At 56.8% G+C, this 20,847-nt stretch carries 15 protein-coding genes and 3 rRNA genes (1 of these 18 running past the window's edge); 8 read left to right on the top strand and 10 right to left on the bottom strand.

The features are described from left to right. Nucleotides 1-116 precede the first annotated feature (116 nt). The 3 genes from pstB (at nucleotide 117) to BFC21_RS17935 (ending at nucleotide 2,765) form a co-directional block, all read left to right on the top strand. Nucleotides 117-950, top strand: coding sequence for a phosphate ABC transporter ATP-binding protein PstB (pstB, locus tag BFC21_RS17945; RefSeq protein ID WP_088378548.1), 834 nt, complete (start codon nucleotides 117-119; stop codon nucleotides 948-950). An 85-nt stretch (nucleotides 951-1,035) separates the two neighbouring features. After that, entirely contained in the window at nucleotides 1,036-1,797 is a 762-nt protein-coding gene (gene phoU, locus BFC21_RS17940) for a phosphate signaling complex protein PhoU (protein WP_088378547.1), read from the top strand. 77 nt (nucleotides 1,798-1,874) lie between these two features. Beyond that, nucleotides 1,875-2,765, top strand: a complete 891-nt coding sequence (locus BFC21_RS17935; protein WP_088378546.1) for a response regulator — start codon at nucleotides 1,875-1,877, stop codon at nucleotides 2,763-2,765. A gap of 108 nt (nucleotides 2,766-2,873) precedes the next feature. Here BFC21_RS17935 and BFC21_RS17930 read toward each other — a convergent pair whose 3' ends face one another. The 10 genes from BFC21_RS17930 to BFC21_RS17885 form a co-directional block, all read right to left on the bottom strand. After that, nucleotides 2,874-4,835 carry a DUF4105 domain-containing protein gene (locus BFC21_RS17930; RefSeq protein ID WP_120266410.1) on the bottom strand — a complete coding sequence of 654 codons (1,962 nt, stop codon included), beginning with the start codon at nucleotides 4,833-4,835 and terminating at the stop codon, nucleotides 2,874-2,876. Next, nucleotides 4,832-5,152 (bottom strand): DUF2388 domain-containing protein, encoded by a 321-nt coding sequence (locus BFC21_RS17925; RefSeq protein ID WP_016782951.1) that lies wholly within the window; start codon nucleotides 5,150-5,152, stop codon nucleotides 4,832-4,834. Before BFC21_RS17925 ends, BFC21_RS17930 begins: the two co-directional genes overlap by 4 nt. 26 nt (nucleotides 5,153-5,178) lie before the next feature. Then, a complete protein-coding gene (locus BFC21_RS17920) occupies nucleotides 5,179-5,472 on the bottom strand; it encodes a DUF2388 domain-containing protein (protein WP_088378544.1) in 294 nt (97 codons plus the stop codon). A 205-nt stretch (nucleotides 5,473-5,677) separates the two neighbouring features. Continuing rightward, nucleotides 5,678-5,995 (bottom strand): DUF2388 domain-containing protein, encoded by a 318-nt coding sequence (locus tag BFC21_RS17915; RefSeq protein WP_016782953.1) that lies wholly within the window; start codon nucleotides 5,993-5,995, stop codon nucleotides 5,678-5,680. Between the two features lie 301 nt (nucleotides 5,996-6,296). Next, a complete protein-coding gene (locus BFC21_RS17910) occupies nucleotides 6,297-6,512 on the bottom strand; it encodes a DUF1127 domain-containing protein (protein WP_086799449.1) in 216 nt (71 codons plus the stop codon). Nucleotides 6,513-6,830: 318 nt separating this feature from the next. Continuing rightward, nucleotides 6,831-8,321, bottom strand: coding sequence for an acetyl-CoA hydrolase/transferase family protein (locus BFC21_RS17905; RefSeq protein ID WP_088378543.1), 1,491 nt, complete (start codon nucleotides 8,319-8,321; stop codon nucleotides 6,831-6,833). A gap of 181 nt (nucleotides 8,322-8,502) precedes the next feature. Continuing rightward, the gene (locus BFC21_RS17900) at nucleotides 8,503-9,939 is read right to left on the bottom strand and encodes an NAD(P)(+) transhydrogenase (Re/Si-specific) subunit beta (RefSeq protein WP_088378542.1); all 1,437 of its coding nucleotides are present in this window, start codon (nucleotides 9,937-9,939) and stop codon (nucleotides 8,503-8,505) included. Beyond that, nucleotides 9,936-10,259 (bottom strand): NAD(P) transhydrogenase subunit alpha, encoded by a 324-nt coding sequence (locus BFC21_RS17895; protein WP_048363709.1) that lies wholly within the window; start codon nucleotides 10,257-10,259, stop codon nucleotides 9,936-9,938. The genes BFC21_RS17900 and BFC21_RS17895 overlap by 4 nt, the downstream gene beginning before the upstream one ends. An 11-nt stretch (nucleotides 10,260-10,270) precedes the next feature. After that, nucleotides 10,271-11,392 carry a Re/Si-specific NAD(P)(+) transhydrogenase subunit alpha gene (locus tag BFC21_RS17890; protein WP_016782957.1) on the bottom strand — a complete coding sequence of 374 codons (1,122 nt, stop codon included), beginning with the start codon at nucleotides 11,390-11,392 and terminating at the stop codon, nucleotides 10,271-10,273. Between the two features lie 436 nt (nucleotides 11,393-11,828). Then, nucleotides 11,829-12,725: a LysR family transcriptional regulator gene (locus BFC21_RS17885; protein WP_088378541.1), complete on the bottom strand. Its 897-nt coding sequence runs from the start codon at nucleotides 12,723-12,725 to the stop codon at nucleotides 11,829-11,831. Between the two features lie 158 nt (nucleotides 12,726-12,883). Between BFC21_RS17885 and BFC21_RS17880 the strand changes: the two genes are divergently transcribed. The 5 genes from BFC21_RS17880 to rrf form a co-directional block, all read left to right on the top strand. Next, nucleotides 12,884-14,065 (top strand): acyl-CoA dehydrogenase, encoded by a 1,182-nt coding sequence (locus BFC21_RS17880; RefSeq protein ID WP_086799446.1) that lies wholly within the window; start codon nucleotides 12,884-12,886, stop codon nucleotides 14,063-14,065. A gap of 14 nt (nucleotides 14,066-14,079) precedes the next feature. Beyond that, on the top strand, nucleotides 14,080-15,300 hold the full coding sequence (locus tag BFC21_RS17875; protein ID WP_088378540.1) for a CaiB/BaiF CoA-transferase family protein: 1,221 nt from the start codon (nucleotides 14,080-14,082) through the stop codon (nucleotides 15,298-15,300). Between the two features lie 549 nt (nucleotides 15,301-15,849). Further along, nucleotides 15,850-17,386: ribosomal RNA gene (locus BFC21_RS17865) — 16S ribosomal RNA — on the top strand. A gap of 312 nt (nucleotides 17,387-17,698) precedes the next feature. Then, nucleotides 17,699-20,591 (top strand): 23S ribosomal RNA (locus BFC21_RS17860). A 146-nt stretch (nucleotides 20,592-20,737) separates the two neighbouring features. Continuing rightward, nucleotides 20,738-20,847: ribosomal RNA gene (gene rrf, locus BFC21_RS17855) — 5S ribosomal RNA — on the top strand; it runs 6 nt beyond the window's last position. Together the 16S, 23S and 5S rRNA genes form the textbook arrangement of a ribosomal RNA operon.

The raw sequence follows: 20,847 nt of genomic DNA, 5'->3' as shown, positions 1-20,847 counted from the left end.
TATCGGTAAGGTTTCAACGTGAAACCGAGGTGCCTGAATCGCGAGCAAGCCCGCTCCCACAGAAGAAACCCGGTGACTGAAAAACCGAAACGAATTTTTAGCGTATGGAGCAACCCATGCAGCATGAATCCTCAACCCACGGCATCAACATGTCCGCCTTGGGTCGCACCAAACAGAGCTTGAACCTGGCCAACGAAGAAGTGGCCATTGAAGTACCCGGCCTGAATCTTTTCTACGGTGAAAAACAGGCCCTGTACGACGTCAGCCTGAATATCCCGAAACAACGGGTAACGGCGTTTATCGGTCCGTCCGGCTGTGGCAAGTCCACGCTGCTGCGCACCTTCAACCGCATGAACGACCTGGTGGACGGCTGCCGCGTCGAAGGCGAGATCAACCTGTACGGCAACAACATCTACCGCAAGGGCGAGGATGTGGCCGAGCTGCGTCGTCGCGTCGGCATGGTGTTCCAGAAGCCCAACCCGTTTCCAAAAACCATCTACGAAAACGTGGTGTATGGCCTGCGCATTCAGGGCATCAACAAAAAACGCGTGCTGGACGAAGCGGTTGAATGGGCCCTTAAGGGCGCGGCGTTGTGGGACGAAGTCAAAGACCGCCTGCACGACTCGGCACTGGGCCTGTCTGGCGGCCAGCAACAGCGTCTGGTGATTGCGCGTACCATCGCGGTCGAGCCCGAAGTGTTGCTGCTCGATGAACCGTGCTCGGCACTCGACCCGATCTCGACGCTGAAAGTCGAAGAGCTGATCTACGAACTCAAGTCCAAGTTCACCATCGTCATCGTGACCCACAACATGCAACAGGCGGCCCGGGTTTCGGATTACACGGCGTTCATGTACATGGGCAAGATGGTCGAGTACGGCGACACTGACACGCTGTTCACCAACCCGGCCAAAAAGCAGACCGAAGACTACATCACCGGGCGCTATGGCTAGTCTGAGCGGCATTGCCCGTTCGATGTCACGATAATTCGGCTGGCCGCTTACAGCGCGCAGCTCACAGCTTTTGCGGAGCAGAACCATGATTTCAAAGGATGGCCTCACCCATCACATTTCCGCGCAGTTCAACGCGGAACTCGAAGACGTGCGCAGCCACCTGCTGGCGATGGGCGGCCTGGTCGAGAAACAAGTCAACGATGCAGTCACCGCACTGATCGAGGCCGACTCGGGGCTGGCGCAACAGGTGCGCGAGATCGATGAGCAGATCAACCAGATGGAGCGCAATATCGACGAGGAATGCCTGCGCATTCTGGCCCGTCGTCAGCCTGCGGCGTCTGACTTGCGTTTGATCATCAGTATTTCCAAATCGGTGATCGACCTTGAGCGCATCGGTGACGAAGCGACCAAGATCGCCCGCCGGGCCATCCAGTTGTGCGAAGAGGGTGAGGCGCCGCGCGGCTACGTTGAAGTTCGCCATATCGGCGACCAGGTACGCAACATGGTGCGTGATGCGCTGGATGCGTTTGCCCGCTTCGACGCCGACCTGGCCCTGTCGGTGGCGCAATACGACAAGACCATCGACCGCGAGTACAAGACCGCGCTGCGCGAACTGGCCACTTACATGATGGAAGACCCGCGCTCGATCACGCGCGTGTTGAGCATCATCTGGGTACTGCGCTCGCTGGAGCGTATTGGCGACCACGCGCGCAATATCTCGGAACTGGTGATTTATCTGGTGCGCGGTACAGACGTGCGGCACATGGGCCTCAAGCGCATGCGCGAAGAAGTTCAGGGCACGGGTGGCGATAACGCTAATGTTGCGCCGCCGCCTGACGATAAATAGGACAGCCCGATCTAAAAAGCGCCCGGCTCGATGCCGGGCGTTTTGGTTTTCGGGCGTTCATTTCCAAGGAGCAGTCGATGAGCAAGGTGAGTGTGCTGGTGGTAGATGACGCGTCGTTTATTCGTGATCTGGTTAAAAATTGCCTGCGTAACTACTTCCCGGGCATCAGGATCGAAGACGCGGTCAACGGCCGTAAAGCCCAGGCCTTGCTGTCGCGTGAAGCCTTCGATCTGGTGCTGTGCGACTGGGAAATGCCGGAGATGTCCGGTCTTGAGCTGTTGACCTGGTGCCGTGAGCAAGACCGGCTGAAAACGCTGCCGTTTATCATGGTCACCAGTCGCGGTGACAAAGAGAACGTGATCCAGGCCATCCAGGCCGGGGTTTCGGATTTCGTCAGCAAGCCCTTCACCAATGAGCAGTTGCTGTCGAAGGTGAAGAAGGCGTTCACCAAGGCGGGATTGTTGAGCGCCGTGATGGCCAGCACCCCGGCGCGGGCAAGCTCGGCGTTTGGCAATGATTCACTGAATGCGTTGACTGGCGGCAAGGCCCAGGTCGTGACGGCCACGGCGGCAGCTCCCGCGCCTGTTGCCCCGACTCCGCGCCCGGCCCCTGTGGCGGCGCCCGCACTGACCAGCCGTGGCCAGGGGCAACTGCGTTTGCCCAGCGGCACCCAGGCGTGTGTGATCAAGGCATTGAGCCTCAAGGAGGCGCTGCTGGTGGTGCGTCGTGGCGAAGTGCTGCCTCAGGTGCTCGACAGCGCTGTGCTGGACCTTGAGCAGGGCGAGAATGCCGAGGTGGCGCGATTGAACGGTTACCTGCATGCCATCGTGGCGTTTGAGCCAAAACCGGACAGTGCCTGGCTGCAACTGACCTTCCGCTTTGTCGACCAGGATGCCGACAAAATGAACTACCTGTCGCGGCTGATCGCCCACGGCACGGCGCAAAAGCATTTTGTGCCGGGTGCGTGAGCTGCCCTTGTGGGAGCGGGCTTGCTCGCGATGGCATCGATGCGGTTTGACCGAGCGACCGCGCCGTCTGCATCGCGAGCAAGCCCGCTCCCACAGGTCATGTGTGTTTCAAGGCAACTGCAATCCGCCCGAGGCCTTGTGAATGGCCCGCAAACGTTCGCCGATCTGTTTGACGTTGGCTTCGGTAGCGGCAATCTCGGCCGCTCGCGCCGGTTCCAGCAGGCTGCGCACTTCCTTGTCCAGGTCGGTGGTCAGGCGCAGTAGCTGCTGCTGGCGCTGGCTGCTTTCGGACTCGAGCATTTCCCATTCCTTGGTTTGCGGCAGGCCATAGCCGCCGCTACCAAGCAATTCAGCCGGGCGGCTCAGGAAGCCGCTGCTGGCGAGAATCTCTTGCAGGGTCTGGTTGGCCTTGTCCATGCTGCCATCCTTGAGCCCGCGCGCCCCCAGGTACTTTTGTTTGACCTCGTCCTGGGCCAGCAGCAGTTGCCGGCGAAAGCTGGCCTGCTCCAGCAGCAACAAGGCCGCGCTGGCGCGCAGGTCGGCCTGCTCGATCCACGGGCGGCGTTCGTCTGCATCCAGGGCCAGCCAGTCTTCGACCGTGGTCTGCTTGATTGGCAGGCGGGTCTTGAGCACGTCGAACATCGCCTGGTAACGGTCGCGGTAGGAATCAAAGCGATAGCCCAGGCGCAGCGCTTCCTTGGGGTCGTCCAGCACGCTGGTATCGGCCAGCCCGCGAGCCTTGAGCACGTCCAGCAGGCCGTTGGGCATGATGCTGTCCAGGCCCTTGAGCCGGGCGTTGTCGCTGCCGCTGCGCAGCAGTTTCAGGGTTTCGACGGCGCAGTTATTGGAGATGAAGTAGTAGTTGCCGTCATAGCTCCAGTGCATTTCGGCGGCATGCTCGACCACTTCTTCGATTTCCGCTCGGCTGAGCTTGAGCGGCACCGACGCCAGGCTGCGCAGTTCGGTCTTGGTGTATTCGTCGATCACCTGGGCCAGCGGCAATACAAACAGGCGCGATGGGTAAGCACCCGTCAGGCCGTCCCAGCTTGAGAGCTGTACGTCATTAACGAACGCCCGGTAGGACAACACCAGGTGCTCCTGCAGGTCGAGCCGGCAGTCTGGCCCGCGTGGGCGACCGGGCGCACAGATCACCAGGCGCAGCATGCTGTGCCCCCAGCGGCTGGCCCATTCCTGGTTGGCCTCGGCCAGCAGGTAGTCGACGGCGTACACCCGCTCCGGGTCCACGGTCCCCAGCGGCTGCTTGGCGAAATCGTTGCCGGCATTGAGAAAGGCAAAGCCCTTGGGGCATTCATCCTTGGCGGCAGGCGCCCAGCCGAAATGTTGCTGGTAGTAGCGATACAGCGCCGGGCGGCGGCAGGCGTAGGCCGGATCGAGGAGGAAGTACTCCATATTGACCGCGACAAATTCCTTGGGGCTGCTGACTTCGTACAGATCCGGGCTGCGCACGATCTGATGGTTGTCTTGCTCGCGTTCGCCCCGGCGGCCCACATATTGCTGCCAGCCAGCGAGGTCGAGCAGGCGCGGGTCATCGCTGAGGGTAAAGCGGCGCTCGGTTTGCCCGCGGCACTGATCGGGCAGGCCAATCAGCCCTGCGTTGCTGCTTTGCCGGGCGCAGCGACGGATGAGTGTGCGTTCGGCGGCGGGCCAGAGGCGGGCGCGGTCGTAAATGTGCGTCAGCTCGTGCAGCACGGTGGCGAGCATTTCCCGGCGCACAGTGCCGTGGGGGCGGTGGGTCTGTTGGGTGGCCGCCGAGCCGTCGGTGAGTGCGGCCAGCAGCTTGCGGTTGAGGTCCAGCTCGGAGGTCAGCGACGCCTGGCCGTAGGCGTTGGCGGGCATGTCATCGGTCCAGCCCACCAGAACCTGCCGGTCCAGTTGTTCGATAAAACGCGGTGGCAGGCTCTGCATGGCTTCATCAAGCAGGGCTTGGCTGGCCTGTTGTTCAGCCGGGCTCAGGCCCTCGGTCTTGAGTTGCAGATGCAGCGCAGCCTGGGCGCTGCTGGCGAGCAGCAGCAGGCCACAGGTGGCAAGCCAGCGCGTGAGTGGCTTCACAGTGCGAGGATGGCTTCAGCGAGGTCATGATCACTGGCGTTGCGCGCTTCAGGCACTCGATCGCGCAGGGTGCTGAAAGCGGCTTCCAGCTGCACACCGCGAATGTCGCCCTGGCTGGCGACGAAAGTGGCGGCGTCGTCATGGGCTTCGCGCACGACTTTGGAGTCACGGATCGAGGTGGTGGTGTCGGACGTAAAGTCGATGGTGCGGCCAAAAGCACGCACGATGATGTTACTGGTTTGCACGACGGTTTGTGCCTGAGCCACATCGGCCAGCAGCAACAGGCCAAGGGTGGCGACAATCAGGGGGCTACGCATGAAACTTCTCCAGATAAAGCGGGTATTTATTGGACGAGAATTGACTGCGCCAGTTCAAGGTCGCTGGCATTCAATTTTGGCGAGTGTTGGCGCAAATAACCCAGGACAGACTCCAGCTGTACGCCCCTCGTCTGGCCATCACTGGCAATAAAGACGGCGGCATCATCCCGGGCGGCACGTATGAGTTTGTGATCGAACGGCGCAGACGTCACTTTACTGGTGACGTAACCACTGAGCACCACATTTTGGGTGGTCAGGTCGAAGGCGTTGGCTGATTGAGTCCAGCAGAGTGCAAGCAGGGCTAATAAGGAAAAACGCATGGGTCTCGAGGCTGTTTGAATGAGCGCCAAGGCTAGCGTAATGGCTGGGGCAGGGCCAGCGTGGGGGCGTTGCTGAAAAATTTCTTCATGCAGGCACCGTACTTGTGGGAGCGGGCTTGCTCGCGATTGTATCGGCGCGGTTTACCTGAGAAACCAGGGCGCCTGAATCGCGAGCAAGCCCGCTCCCACAGAGTGCTGACCGCGATCAGATCGTCAGGATGGCCTGGGCCAGTTGTGCATCAGTTGCCTGCAGCTGTGGTGCTTGCTGGCGGATGGCCTCGAAGGCGCTTTCCAGTTTCACGCCACGGATGGCGCCTTCGCTGGCCACGAAGCTGGCCGCGTCGTCGCGGGCGGCACGCACGATCTTGTTGTCGCGGAACGAGCCGGTGGCATCCGATGTGAGGTCGGTGGTGGCTTTAAGGGTGCCCACGATGCCATCGGTGGTCGCGATGAAGCTCGTGGCGTTGGCGCTGGCAGCAACGGCCAGCAGAGCCGCTGCACTAAGAAGGCGAAGTGTGGACATGGTAAGACTCCTGAACATGAACATATGAAAATAGACGGTTATGGGCCGAATAGTAGGCTCAGGGTGGCATCAGTCATAGGAAGTTTTACTTGCTAGCGTAAGTAAGATGCTCTGGATCAGGTATTTGCCTAACTGTACTTGTGCATTTAAAGATAATTTAAAACTGTACCTGTCGCTTTGCAAGTGGGTAAAACCCGCTGCCATAAACGACAAAACCCGTCAGCGGTTATCCGCGACGGGTTCTGTTTTTTCAATTCGGGTTGCTGGCGGTGGACCGGTGGTCAGGGCCAGCGAGCGCTAATCAGCGCCAGAACGGCTTGCTCAGCTCTTCGTAACGCTGTGCTTCGCTAATCCCGGCATCAGCCAGAAGACGCGAGTCCAGGCGAGCCAGTTGATGGCGGCTGGAGATGCGGCGCTGCCACAACATCAGGTTGGCCAGTACGCGCAAAGGCATGGAAGCCTGGGTGTTTACAGTGTTGCTTTCGCTGAACAGTTCGGAACTGAGTGTACGTTCCATGGTGACATCCTTCCGCTTGTGGCGGCATTGGCTAGTGGTTTAACTGATGCCAATGATCCTCCTCTTTGTCGAGGGTCTCTAGATACAGTTCATCTGTATTGCAATGGGCCAGTTAACTGTTTATGCCCGCTGTACGGGCACAAATGCGCACAACTGTACCTGTCTGCACTTAAATAGTGCGAAATGGGTCAAATCGGTAGGGGGAGTGGGTCTTGCAGGCGGGAAATGACCAGTACAGTAGTACAGTTTTTTAAAATACAGTCATAAAAAAGCCGCTGACGAAACAGTGTTTACGTCAGCGGCTGTCTAGCGTGCGGCTTACGGCAGCATTTTCCCGGTTTCTTCCAGGTTAATATGCCAGCTCAACGCTTCGCGCAGGATGTGCGGCGTGTGGCCGCCAATCGCACAGGCCCTGTCGTAATAGTCATTGAGGGCTTCACGGAAGTCCGGGTGCACACAGTTGTCGATGATCACGCGTGCGCGCTCACGCGGGGCCAGGCCGCGCAGGTCGGCCAGGCCTTGCTCGGTCACGAGGATGTCAACGTCGTGCTCGGTGTGGTCAACGTGGCTGACCATTGGCACGACGCTGGAAATCGCGCCCGCCTTGGCAATGGACTTGGTGACGAAAATCGCCAGGTGTGCGTTGCGGGCGAAGTCGCCCGAGCCGCCGATGCCGTTCATCATCCGCGTGCCACACACGTGGGTGGAGTTGACGTTGCCGTAGATGTCGAACTCCAGGGCGGTGTTGATCCCGATGATGCCCAGGCGACGAACCACTTCAGGGTGGTTGGAGATCTCTTGCGGGCGCAACACCAGTTTGTCCTTGTAGCGCTCCAGGTTGCCGAACACGTCCGAATTGCGGCGTTCCGACAACGTGATGGAGCTGCCCGACGCGAAGCTCATCTTGCCTGCGTCGATCAGGTCGAAGGTCGAATCCTGCAGTACTTCGGAGTACATGGTCAGGTCTTCGAACGGCGAGTCGATCAGGCCGCACATCACCGCGTTGGCGATGTTGCCGATACCGGCTTGCAGCGGGCCGAGCTTGTTGGTCATGCGGCCTGCTTCAACTTCGGCTTTAAGGAAGTTGATCAGGTGGAAAGCAATACCGTCGGTTTCGCTGTCCGGCTCGGACACGGTGGACGGCGAGTCCGGCTTGTTGGTGATCACGATGGCGACGATTTTTTCCGCCGGGATCGGGATCGCGGTGCTGCCGATACGGTCATCGACTTTCACCAGCGGAATCGGCGTACGCGTCGGACGGTAGGTCGGGATATAGATGTCGTGCAGACCTTCCAGGTTCGGGTTGTGCGCCAGGTTGATCTCGACGATCACTTGCTTGGCGAAAATCGCGAAGCTGGCGGAGTTGCCCACGGAGGTCGTCGGAACGATATGACCTTGCTCGGTAATGGCCACTGCTTCAATAACTGCAATGTCCGGCAGCTTGAGCTGGTTGTTGCGCAGTTGCTCAACGGTTTCGGACAAATGCTGGTCGATAAACATCACTTCGCCGGCGTTGATCGCCTTGCGCAGGGTGCTGTCTACCTGGAACGGCATGCGACGAGCCAGTACGCCGGCTTCGGTCAGTTGCTTGTCCAGATCGTTGCCCAGGCTGGCGCCGGTCATCAGGGTGATTTTCAGCGGCGACTTCTTGGCCCGCTCGGCCAGGGCCTGGGGCACGGCTTTGGCTTCACCGGCACGGGTAAAACCGCTCATGCCGACGGTCATGCCGTCTTGGATAAGGGCGGCGGCTTCTTCGGCGCTCATGACCTTATCGTGCAGGGAGTTCAGGCGAATACGTTCACGGTACATGGATTGTTATCTCGGGCAACGGAAGCAAGAGGCGCAGTCTATTCATTTTCAGAGCCTTTCGTCCCGCTACCATGGTCGAATGCCAGCGGCCGATTTAGAGCCTTTGGTCGGGTTCCTTGGAAAAAGAAAAACCCCGGCCAATACAGCGCCGGGGTTCTCGTTATTGCTGTGGGGCAGGATGTTACTCGACCGCTTTAACCATATCTTCAATAACTTTCTTGGCGTCGCCGAAGACCATCATGGTTTTATCCAGATAAAACAATTCGTTATCCAGGCCGGCATAGCCGCTGGCCATTGAGCGCTTGTTCACGATGACAGTCTTGGCTTTATAGGCTTCGAGGATTGGCATGCCGGCAATCGGCGATTTTGGATCGTTCTTGGCCGCCGGGTTGACCACGTCGTTGGCGCCCAGTACGAGCACCACGTCGGCCTGGCCGAACTCGGAGTTGATGTCTTCCATCTCGAACACCTGGTCGTAAGGCACTTCGGCCTCGGCGAGCAGTACGTTCATATGGCCTGGCATGCGGCCAGCCACCGGGTGGATCGCATACTTCACGGTCACGCCGCGGTGAGTCAGTTTTTCAGTCAGCTCTTTAAGTGCGTGCTGCGCCCGTGCCACGGCCAGGCCGTAACCCGGAACGATGATCACGGTGTCGGCGTTGGTCAGCAGGAAGGTGGCGTCGTCCGCCGAACCGGATTTCACCGGGCGAGCTTCTTGCGCACCTGCCGGGCCACCCGCGTCTACCGCACCGCCAAAGCCGCCGAGGATCACGTTGAAGAACGAACGGTTCATCGCCTTGCACATGATGTACGACAGGATCGCACCCGAAGAACCTACCAGCGAACCGGCAATGATCAGCATCGAGTTGTTCAGCGAGAATCCGATACCGGCTGCCGCCCAGCCCGAATAGCTATTAAGCATCGACACCACCACTGGCATGTCGGCGCCGCCAATCGGGATGATGATCAGCACACCCAGCACGAACGCCAGAGCCAGCATCAGCGCAAAGGCATTGAGGTTGCCGGTGAGCATAAAGGTGATGCCCAGGGCCAGCGTGGCCAGGCCCAGCACCAGGTTCAGCTTGTGCTGGCCGCCGAACTGTACCGGTGCGCCCTGGAACAGACGGAACTTGTACTTGCCCGAGAGTTTGCCGAAGGCGATCACCGAACCGGAGAAGGTGATTGCACCAATGGCCGCGCCCAGGAACAGTTCCAGACGGTTGCCCGCAGGGATGGCGTCGCCCAGGTGTTTGACGATGCCCAGCGATTGCGGCTCAACGACGGCGGCAATGGCAATGAACACGGCTGCGAGGCCGATCATGCTGTGCATGAACGCGACCAGCTCAGGCATTTTGGTCATTTCGACGCGCTTGGCCATGATCGAGCCAGCTGTGCCGCCCACCAACAGACCGACAATGACATAGCCGATACCGGCGGTGGCCATCTCGGCGCCCAGTTTGTAGATCAGGCCCACCGTGGTGACGATTGCCAGCCCCATGCCCAGCATGCCGAACAGGTTGCCGCGACGCGAAGTGGTGGGGTGCGACAGGCCTTTGAGGGCCTGAATAAAGCAGATCGATGCAACCAGATACAACACAGTTACCAGGTTCATGCTCATGGCTTGCGCACCTCATCTTTGGCTTTGGGTGCTTTCTTCTTGAACATTTCCAGCATGCGCCGGGTGACCAAAAAACCACCGAATACGTTTACGGCGGCCAGCGCGACCGCCAGGGTGCCCATAGTTTTACCCAGTGGGGTCACCGTCAGTGCGGCAGCGAGCATGGCGCCCACAATCACGATCGCAGAAATGGCGTTGGTGACGGCCATCAACGGGGTGTGCAGTGCCGGGGTTACGTTCCAGACCACGTGATAGCCCACATAAATGGCCAGCACGAAGATGATCAGGTTGTAGATACCGGGGGAGATGAGTTCTTCCATTGTTTTTATCCTCAGCCGTTTTTGCGCACGACTTGACCGTCGCGGCACATCAGGCACGCGGCGACGATGTCGTCTTCAAGGTTGATCTGGAACTGCCCTTCGGGGGTGAAGACCAGCTTGAGGAAGTCCAGCAGGTTGCGGGCGTAGAGTGCCGAAGCGTCTGCGGCAACCATTGCAGGCAGATTGGTGTGGCCAACGATGGTGACACCATGCTCGACCACGACCTGGTCGGCAACGGTCAGCGGGCAGTTGCCGCCCTGGGCTGCAGCCAGGTCGATGACCACCGAGCCCGGTTTCATCTGCGCGACGGTTTCTGCGCTGAGCAGAACGGGCGCTTTACGACCGGGAATCAGGGCTGTGGTGATCACGATATCCGCCTGCTTGGCGCGCTCATGAACGGCCAGGGCCTGGCGCTGCATCCAGCTGGCAGGCATCGGGCGTGCATAGCCGCCTACGCCAACGGCGCATTCGCGTTCTTCGTCGGTTTCGTAAGGCACGTCGACAAACTTGGCACCCAGCGATTCGATCTGCTCTTTAACCGCAGGGCGCACATCGGACGCCTCGATTACCGCACCCAGACGCTTGGCAGTGGCAATGGCCTGCAAACCGGCAACACCGGCACCCAGAATCAGTACCCGAGCGGCCTTAACGGTCCCGGCGGCGGTCATCAGCATCGGCATAAAGCGCGGATAGTGGTGGGCAGCAATCAGGACGGCTTTATAGCCGGCAATGTTGGCCTGGGATGACAGCACATCAAGACTTTGCGCACGAGAAGTGCGGGGGGCGGCTTCAAGAGAGAAGGCGGTGATCCCACGCTCGGCCAGTTTGGCAATGGTTTCATTGCTGAACGGGTTGAGCATGCCAATGAGCACGGTGCCGGTTTTGATCAGGGCCAGTTCGCTGTCGCTGGGGGCGACAACCTTGAGAATCAGCTCTGCGCCGAAAGCATCTGTAGCGTTGCCAATAGTTGCGCCGGCGGCTTCATAAGCACTGTCGATAACGCTGGCATTAACGCCGGCGCCGCTTTGGACAGTCACTTTATGGCCTTGGCCGATCAGCTTCTTGATGGTTTCCGGGGTTGCAGCAACCCGCGTTTCACCCGTATGGGTCTCGAGAGGAACACCAATGTGCACGTCATATCTCCTGCGTGATCTTTTATAAGAAAGCCAGCGCACTACGGATGGTGCGACTGGGGCGGCCGATCAGCACGATCCCACCAAAGTATGGGTGGGGCGGGGCATTCTGCTGGCAATTTTTTTGCCCTTCAAGGACTTATGGAGGATGACGAGATACAAACTACAAGTCATGCAGTGACCGAATGTCGCAATGCTTGGCTGTATCCCTTTAAATACGTGGCTTTCAGGGGATTTGCAGGTTTTTTGAGTTTTTTTCAGATTTCTTTTGGTTATCGCTGCATAACTTTGAGAAATACCCTGTAGGCCGCGTGGTTACTGGCCTGCAGGTTTGTCCAGCTAGACCAAAGTACAGGGTATTTAAAAGCGACATTTACTTATATATGTAGTGCTTTTTTGTAGTGAGCTACATAGTTTGTACGGACGATGCGGCCCTTTAAATCAGGCTGTAGCCCTCGGCCTGCTTGATCAGCCAGTCGCGGAAGGCCTGCAGTGAGGCAGACTCAATTTTGCGTTCGGGGATCATCAGGTAGTAAGCCTTGGTACTGGGCAGGCTGCGGTCATTGGCGATCACCAGGCGCTTTTCGGCCAATTCACGCTGAATCAGAAAGGGCGGGATCAGCGCAACGCCCATTTCATGCATGGCGGCCTGGGCCAGCATCGAAAACAGCTCGTAGCGTGGGCCGGTCATGTCGCGGGGCACGCTCATGTCCTGGGCGTTGAACCATTGGCGCCAGGCGTAGGGGCGAGTGGTTTGCTGCAGCAGGGGCAGTTCGGCAAGGGTGTGCGGGGAGAGGCTCTTGTGCGAACCCAGTAGTGCAGGGCTGCACACGGGAACCGGGTTTTCGCCCATCAGGCGGTAGGACGACGTGCCGGACCAGTCAGCATCACCGAAGTAGATGGCTGCATCGAAGTCGGTATCTGCGAACAGGAAAGGCCGTGTGCGGTTGGTCAGGTTGACCGTGACGTCCGGGTGCAGTTGCTGGAAGTCCTTGAGGCGGGGCAGTAGCCATTGCGTGCCGAAGGTGGGCACTACGGCCAGCTCGATCACATTGGCGCCTTGTTGGCCCATGACGGACAACGTGTCCCGTTCGACAGCATCCAGTTGGGTCGCGATGCGCCGGCTGTAGGAGATGCCAGCTTCGGTCAGCTTTACCCCGCGCTTGGAGCGTCGGAACAGTTCTACACTCAAAAACTCTTCCAGGCTGGCGATCTGTCGGCAAATGGCCCCTTGAGTGAGGGAAAGCTCTTGTGCGGCCTTGGTAAAGCTTTCGTGGCGCGCAGCCGCTTCGAAGCTGATCAGGGCGGTTGTGCTGGGGATCTTGCGGCGCATGTACGGCTTCCTCACTAAATACAGTCAGAAATGGCTTTTTTGCGGTTCACGGAGTGAGAAATTATCACAGCATGGTGCCGAATCCTCGTTTGTCCTTCTATATAGAAGGGGTCTAGGATCGGCTCACGACATTTGATCTATTACGCGAGGGTTCTCTCATGGCGGGTAAGGCAAGCTTCAACTGGATTGATCCACTGTTGCTGGATCAACAGCTCACTGAAGAAGAGCGCATGGTGCGCGACAGTGCCGAGCAATTTGCTCAGGACAAGCTGGCGCCGCGAGTGCTTGAGGCTTTCCGCAATGAGAAGACCGACCCTGCGATTTTTCGTGAGATGGGTGAGACCGGTTTGCTGGGTGCGATGATTCCTGAGCAGTACGGTGGCAGTGGCCTCAATTACGTCAGCTACGGGCTGATTGCCCGCGAAGTGGAGCGGGTGGACTCGGGCTACCGCTCGATGATGAGTGTGCAGTCTTCCCTGGTCATGGTGCCGATCAATGAGTTCGGTACCGAAGCGCAGAAACAGAAGTACCTGCCCAAGCTGGCGTCGGGCGAGTGGATTGGCTGCTTCGGTCTTACCGAGCCTAACCACGGCTCCGACCCTGGCGCGATGATTACCCGTGCGCGGACGGTGGATGGCGGCTACAGCCTGACGGGCAGCAAAATGTGGATCACCAACAGCCCCATCGCCGATGTGTTTGTGGTCTGGGCGAAGGACGATGAGGGTGATATTCGTGGCTTTGTTCTGGAAAAAGGCTGGAAGGGTCTGACTACGCCCGCGATTCACGGCAAGGTTGGCTTGCGTGCGTCCATTACCGGCGAAATCGTCATGGACAACGTATTTGTGCCGCAAGAGAACATCTTCCCGGATGTGCGCGGCTTGAAAGGCCCTTTTACCTGCCTTAACTCTGCGCGCTATGGCATCTCCTGGGGGGCATTGGGTGCGGCCGAGTTCTGCTGGCATACCGCGCGCCAGTACACCCTGGATCGTCACCAGTTTGGTCGGCCTTTGGCGGCGACCCAGTTGATCCAGAAAAAACTCGCAGATATGCAGACCGAAATTACATTGGCCCTGCAGGGTTGCCTGCGTCTGGGGCGGATGAAAGATGAAGGCACTGCGGCGGTTGAAATCACTTCGATCATGAAGCGCAACTCGTGCGGCAAGTCGCTGGATATCGCACGCATGGCGCGCGACATGCTGGGTGGTAACGGGATCTCCGATGAATTCGGCGTGGCGCGTCATCTGGTCAACCTGGAAGTGGTGAACACCTATGAAGGCACGCATGACGTGCATGCCTTGATCCTTGGGCGTGCGCAAACCGGCCTGCAGGCGTTCTATTAACAGGAGCTCGGCTCATGGGTGCTTTATCGCATTTGCGGGTGCTGGATTTGTCTCGTGTGCTGGCGGGGCCGTGGGCGGGGCAGATACTGGCTGACCTGGGTGCCGAAGTGATCAAGGTTGAGCGCCCGGGCAATGGTGATGACACCCGGGCCTGGGGGCCGCCCTTCCTTAAGGATGCTTATGGTGAGAGCACGGGGGAGGCGGCTTACTATTTGTCGGCCAACCGCAACAAACAATCGGTCACTATCGATTTCACCAAGCCACAAGGCCAGCAACTGGTTCGAGCGCTGGCCGCCAAGTCCGACATCCTGATCGAGAACTTCAAGGTGGGTGGTCTGGAGGCGTATGGCCTGGACTATGCGTCGCTCAAGGCGTTGAACCCTGATCTGATCTATTGCTCGATAACGGGGTTCGGTCAAACCGGCCCCTATGCCAAGCGGGCGGGCTATGACTTTATGGTTCAAGGCCTGGGTGGGCTGATGAGCCTTACCGGGCGGCCTGAAGGTGAGGAGGGTGCGGGGCCGGTGAAGGTGGGCGTGGCGCTGACCGACATACTGACCGGGCTCTACTCGACGGTCGCGATTCTGGCAGCACTTGCTCATCGTCAGCATGACGGCGGTGGTCAGCATATTGATATGGCGTTGCTGGACGTGCAGGTTGCTTGTCTGGCAAATCAGGCGATGAACTACCTGACCACGGGTGTGGCTCCGCAACGCTTGGGTAATGCACATCCGAATATCGTGCCTTATCAGGATTTTCCGACGGCAGATGGTGACTTTATCCTGACTGTGGGAAATGACAGCCAGTTCCGCAAGTTTGCTGAAGTGGCTGGAAGGCCCGAATGGGCGGACGATCCGCGCTTTGCTACCAACACGCTGCGTGTTGCAAATCGCTCAGTGTTGGTGCCGCTTCTGCGGCAGGCAACGGTGTTCAAGACGACCGCCGAGTGGGTGGCTCAGCTGGAGGCGGTTGGTGTGCCCTGTGGGCCGATCAATGACTTGGCGCAGGTGTTTGCTGATCCGCAGGTTCAGGCTCGAGGCTTGGCGATGCAGTTGCCCCATGCCCTGGCGGGGTTGGTGCCGCAAGTGGCGAGCCCTATCCGGTTGTCCGAAACCCCGGTGGAGTACCGTAATGCCCCTCCTTTGCTGGGTGAGCATACCCGGCAGGTGTTGGAGCAGGTGCTGGGGTTGCACGCGGATGCAGTAGAGGCTTTGCGGCAGTCGGGTGTGCTGTAGCTATATAGAGGGGGCGTCAGCCCCCTCTATATAGCTGTGTTAAAGGCGTTTTCGAGTTAAGTGATAGAGCAGCTCAATTAGTCCTTGACTCAGGTTTGTAACTGTCTATAATTCGCCCCACTTCCGGCGCAGTCGAAACGGAAAACTCCTTGAGTTTCAATGAGTTGGATGAGTTTTCGGCGGTGCCAGCTTCAAGTCACCGAAGCAGGAAATGAGGTGTTGACAGCAGCGTGTAACGCTGTAGAATTCGCCTCCCGCTAACGAGAGATCGAAAGCGCAAGTGGTTGATGTTACAGAGGAAACTTTGAAAACATCTTAAAATAACCGCTTGACAGCAACAGAGGCTGCTGTAGAATGCGCGCCTCGGTACAGCGAAAGCTGACCAACCGCTCTTTAACAACTGAATCAAGCAATTCGTGTGGGTGCTTGTGGAGTCAGACTGATAGTCAACAAGATTATCAGCATCACAAGTTACTCCGCGAGAAATCAAAGATGTAACCAACGATTGCTGAGCCAAGTTTAGGGTTTCTTAAAAACCCAAAGATGTTTGAACTGAAGAGTTTGATCATGGCTCAGATTGAACGCTGGCGGCAGGCCTAACACATGCAAGTCGAGCGGTAGAGAGAAGCTTGCTTCTCTTGAGAGCGGCGGACGGGTGAGTAATACCTAGGAATCTGCCTGATAGTGGGGGATAACGTTCGGAAACGGACGCTAATACCGCATACGTCCTACGGGAGAAAGCAGGGGACCTTCGGGCCTTGCGCTATCAGATGAGCCTAGGTCGGATTAGCTAGTTGGTGAGGTAATGGCTCACCAAGGCTACGATCCGTAACTGGTCTGAGAGGATGATCAGTCACACTGGAACTGAGACACGGTCCAGACTCCTACGGGAGGCAGCAGTGGGGAATATTGGACAATGGGCGAAAGCCTGATCCAGCCATGCCGCGTGTGTGAAGAAGGTCTTCGGATTGTAAAGCACTTTAAGTTGGGAGGAAGGGCGCTAACCTAATACGTTGGTGTCTTGACGTTACCGACAGAATAAGCACCGGCTAACTCTGTGCCAGCAGCCGCGGTAATACAGAGGGTGCAAGCGTTAATCGGAATTACTGGGCGTAAAGCGCGCGTAGGTGGTTTGTTAAGTTGAATGTGAAATCCCCGGGCTCAACCTGGGAACTGCATCCAAAACTGGCAAGCTAGAGTATGGTAGAGGGTAGTGGAATTTCCTGTGTAGCGGTGAAATGCGTAGATATAGGAAGGAACACCAGTGGCGAAGGCGACTACCTGGACTGATACTGACACTGAGGTGCGAAAGCGTGGGGAGCAAACAGGATTAGATACCCTGGTAGTCCACGCCGTAAACGATGTCAACTAGCCGTTGGGAGTCTTGAACTCTTAGTGGCGCAGCTAACGCATTAAGTTGACCGCCTGGGGAGTACGGCCGCAAGGTTAAAACTCAAATGAATTGACGGGGGCCCGCACAAGCGGTGGAGCATGTGGTTTAATTCGAAGCAACGCGAAGAACCTTACCAGGCCTTGACATCCAATGAACTTTCCAGAGATGGATTGGTGCCTTCGGGAACATTGAGACAGGTGCTGCATGGCTGTCGTCAGCTCGTGTCGTGAGATGTTGGGTTAAGTCCCGTAACGAGCGCAACCCTTGTCCTTAGTTACCAGCACGTAATGGTGGGCACTCTAAGGAGACTGCCGGTGACAAACCGGAGGAAGGTGGGGATGACGTCAAGTCATCATGGCCCTTACGGCCTGGGCTACACACGTGCTACAATGGTCGGTACAAAGGGTTGCCAAGCCGCGAGGTGGAGCTAATCCCATAAAACCGATCGTAGTCCGGATCGCAGTCTGCAACTCGACTGCGTGAAGTCGGAATCGCTAGTAATCGTGAATCAGAATGTCACGGTGAATACGTTCCCGGGCCTTGTACACACCGCCCGTCACACCATGGGAGTGGGTTGCACCAGAAGTAGCTAGTCTAACCTTCGGGAGGACGGTTACCACGGTGTGATTCATGACTGGGGTGAAGTCGTAACAAGGTAGCCGTAGGGGAACCTGCGGCTGGATCACCTCCTTAATCGACGACATCAGCTGCTCCATAAGTTCCCACACGAATTGCTTGATTCATTGTAGAAGACGAGAACTGCAGAGTTGATCTGTGGTTTGTCTGTCGTAAAGCTTAGAAATGAGCATTCCATCAGATGGTGGTGAATGTTGATTTCTGATCTTTTGATTAGATCGTTCTTTAAAAATTTGGGTATGTAATAGAAAGTTAGACTGGATAGCACTTTCACTGGTGTTTATTCAGGCTAAGGTAAAATTTGTGATTGAAAGCAAATTTTCGGCGAATGTCGTCTTCATAGTATAACCAGATTGCTTGGGGTTATATGGTCAAGTGAAGAAGCGCATACGGTGGATGCCTTGGCAGTCAGAGGCGATGAAAGACGTGGTAGCCTGCGAAAAGCTTCGGGGAGTCGGCAAACAGACTTTGATCCGGAGATGTCTGAATGGGGGAACCCACCTAACATAAGTTAGGTATCTTAAGCTGAATACATAGGCTTAAGAAGCGAACCAGGGGAACTGAAACATCTAAGTACCCTGAGGAAAAGAAATCAACCGAGATTCCCTTAGTAGTGGCGAGCGAACGGGGACCAGCCCTTAAGCTGTATTGATGTTAGCGGAACGCTCTGGAAAGTGCGGCCATAGTGGGTGATAGCCCTGTACGCGAAAACATCTTTGCAGTGAAATCGAGTAGGACGGAGCACGAGAAACTTTGTCTGAATATGGGGGGACCATCCTCCAAGGCTAAATACTACTGACTGACCGATAGTGAACTAGTACCGTGAGGGAAAGGCGAAAAGAACCCCGGAGAGGGGAGTGAAATAGATCCTGAAACCGTATGCGTACAAGCAGTGGGAGCCCACTTTTTGGGTGACTGCGTACCTTTTGTATAATGGGTCAGCGACTTATTTTCAGTGGCAAGCTTAACCGAATAGGGGAGGCGTAGCGAAAGCGAGTCTTAATAGGGCGTCTAGTCGCTGGGAATAGACCCGAAACCGGGCGATCTATCCATGGGCAGGTTGAAGGTTGGGTAACACTAACTGGAGGACCGAACCGACTACCGTTGAAAAGTTAGCGGATGACCTGTGGATCGGAGTGAAAGGCTAATCAAGCTCGGAGATAGCTGGTTCTCCTCGAAAGCTATTTAGGTAGCGCCTCATGTATCACTGTAGGGGGTAGAGCACTGTTTCGGCTAGGGGGTCATCCCGACTTACCAAACCGATGCAAACTCCGAATACCTACAAGTGCCGAGCATGGGAGACACACGGCGGGTGCTAACGTCCGTCGTGAAAAGGGAAACAACCCAGACCGTCAGCTAAGGTCCCAAAGTTATGGTTAAGTGGGAAACGATGTGGGAAGGCTTAGACAGCTAGGAGGTTGGCTTAGAAGCAGCCACCCTTTAAAGAAAGCGTAATAGCTCACTAGTCGAGTCGGCCTGCGCGGAAGATTTAACGGGGCTCAAACCATACACCGAAGCTACGGGTATCATCTTAGGATGATGCGGTAGAGGAGCGTTCTGTAAGCCTGTGAAGGTGAGTTGAGAAGCTTGCTGGAGGTATCAGAAGTGCGAATGCTGACATGAGTAACGATAATGGGTGTGAAAAACACCCACGCCGAAAGACCAAGGTTTCCTGCGCAACGTTAATCGACGCAGGGTTAGTCGGTCCCTAAGGCGAGGCTGAAAAGCGTAGTCGATGGAAAACAGGTTAATATTCCTGTACTTCTGGTTATTGCGATGGAGGGACGGAGAAGGCTAGGCCAGCTTGGCGTTGGTTGTCCAAGTTTAAGGTGGTAGGCTGGAATCTTAGGTAAATCCGGGATTCTAAGGCCGAGAGCTGATGACGAGTGTTCTTTTAGAACACGAAGTGGTTGATGCCATGCTTCCAAGAAAAGCTTCTAAGCTTCAGGTAACCAGGAACCGTACCCCAAACCGACACAGGTGGTTGGGTAGAGAATACCAAGGCGCTTGAGAGAACTCGGGTGAAGGAACTAGGCAAAATGGCACCGTAACTTCGGGAGAAGGTGCGCCGATGGAGGTGAAGCATTTACTGCGTAAGCCCCTGTCGGTCGAAGATACCAGGCCGCTGCGACTGTTTATTAAAAACACAGCACTCTGCAAACACGAAAGTGGACGTATAGGGTGTGACGCCTGCCCGGTGCCGGAAGGTTAATTGATGGGGTTAGCTAACGCGAAGCTCTTGATCGAAGCCCCGGTAAACGGCGGCCGTAACTATAACGGTCCTAAGGTAGCGAAATTCCTTGTCGGGTAAGTTCCGACCTGCACGAATGGCGTAACGATGGCGGCGCTGTCTCCACCCGAGACTCAGTGAAATTGAAATCGCTGTGAAGATGCAGTGTATCCGCGGCTAGACGGAAAGACCCCGTGAACCTTTACTATAGCTTTGCACTGGACTTTGAATTTGCTTGTGTAGGATAGGTGGGAGGCTTTGAAGCGTGAACGCCAGTTTGCGTGGAGCCAACCTTGAAATACCACCCTGGCAACTTTGAGGTTCTAACTCAGGTCCGTTATCCGGATCGAGGACAGTGTATGGTGGGTAGTTTGACTGGGGCGGTCTCCTCCTAAAGAGTAACGGAGGAGTACGAAGGTGCGCTCAGACCGGTCGGAAATCGGTCGTAGAGTATAAAGGCAAAAGCGCGCTTGACTGCGAGACAGACACGTCGAGCAGGTACGAAAGTAGGTCTTAGTGATCCGGTGGTTCTGTATGGAAGGGCCATCGCTCAACGGATAAAAGGTACTCCGGGGATAACAGGCTGATACCGCCCAAGAGTTCATATCGACGGCGGTGTTTGGCACCTCGATGTCGGCTCATCACATCCTGGGGCTGAAGCCGGTCCCAAGGGTATGGCTGTTCGCCATTTAAAGTGGTACGCGAGCTGGGTTTAGAACGTCGTGAGACAGTTCGGTCCCTATCTGCCGTGGACGTTTGAGATTTGAGAGGGGCTGCTCCTAGTACGAGAGGACCGGAGTGGACGAACCTCTGGTGTTCCGGTTGTCACGCCAGTGGCATTGCCGGGTAGCTATGTTCGGGAAAGATAACCGCTGAAAGCATCTAAGCGGGAAACTTGCCTCAAGATGAGATCTCACTGGAACCTTGAGTTCCCTAAAGGGCCGTCGAAGACTACGACGTTGATAGGTTGGGTGTGTAAGCGCTGTGAGGCGTTGAGCTAACCAATACTAATTGCCCGTGAGGCTTGACCATATAACACCCAAGCAATTTGCTTAGAAGCGAATTGCGGTGTGTGAAGACGATACAAACCGAAAGTTTGCGGTTCACAAAACACCAACTATTACATACCCATTCGCTGGAGCGTGCGCCGTAAGGCAAACGACCTGGCTACCGAATTTCTTGACGACCATAGAGCATTGGAACCACCTGATCCCATCCCGAACTCAGTAGTGAAACGATGCATCGCCGATGGTAGTGTGGGGTTTCCCCATGTGAGAGTAGGTCATCG

The sequence above is a fragment of the Pseudomonas sp. TMW 2.1634 genome (genome assembly GCF_001703595.1).
GTDB classification, from domain to species: Bacteria; Pseudomonadota; Gammaproteobacteria; order Pseudomonadales; family Pseudomonadaceae; genus Aquipseudomonas; species Aquipseudomonas fragi.
This window is presented reverse-complemented; position numbering and strand designations above follow the sequence as displayed.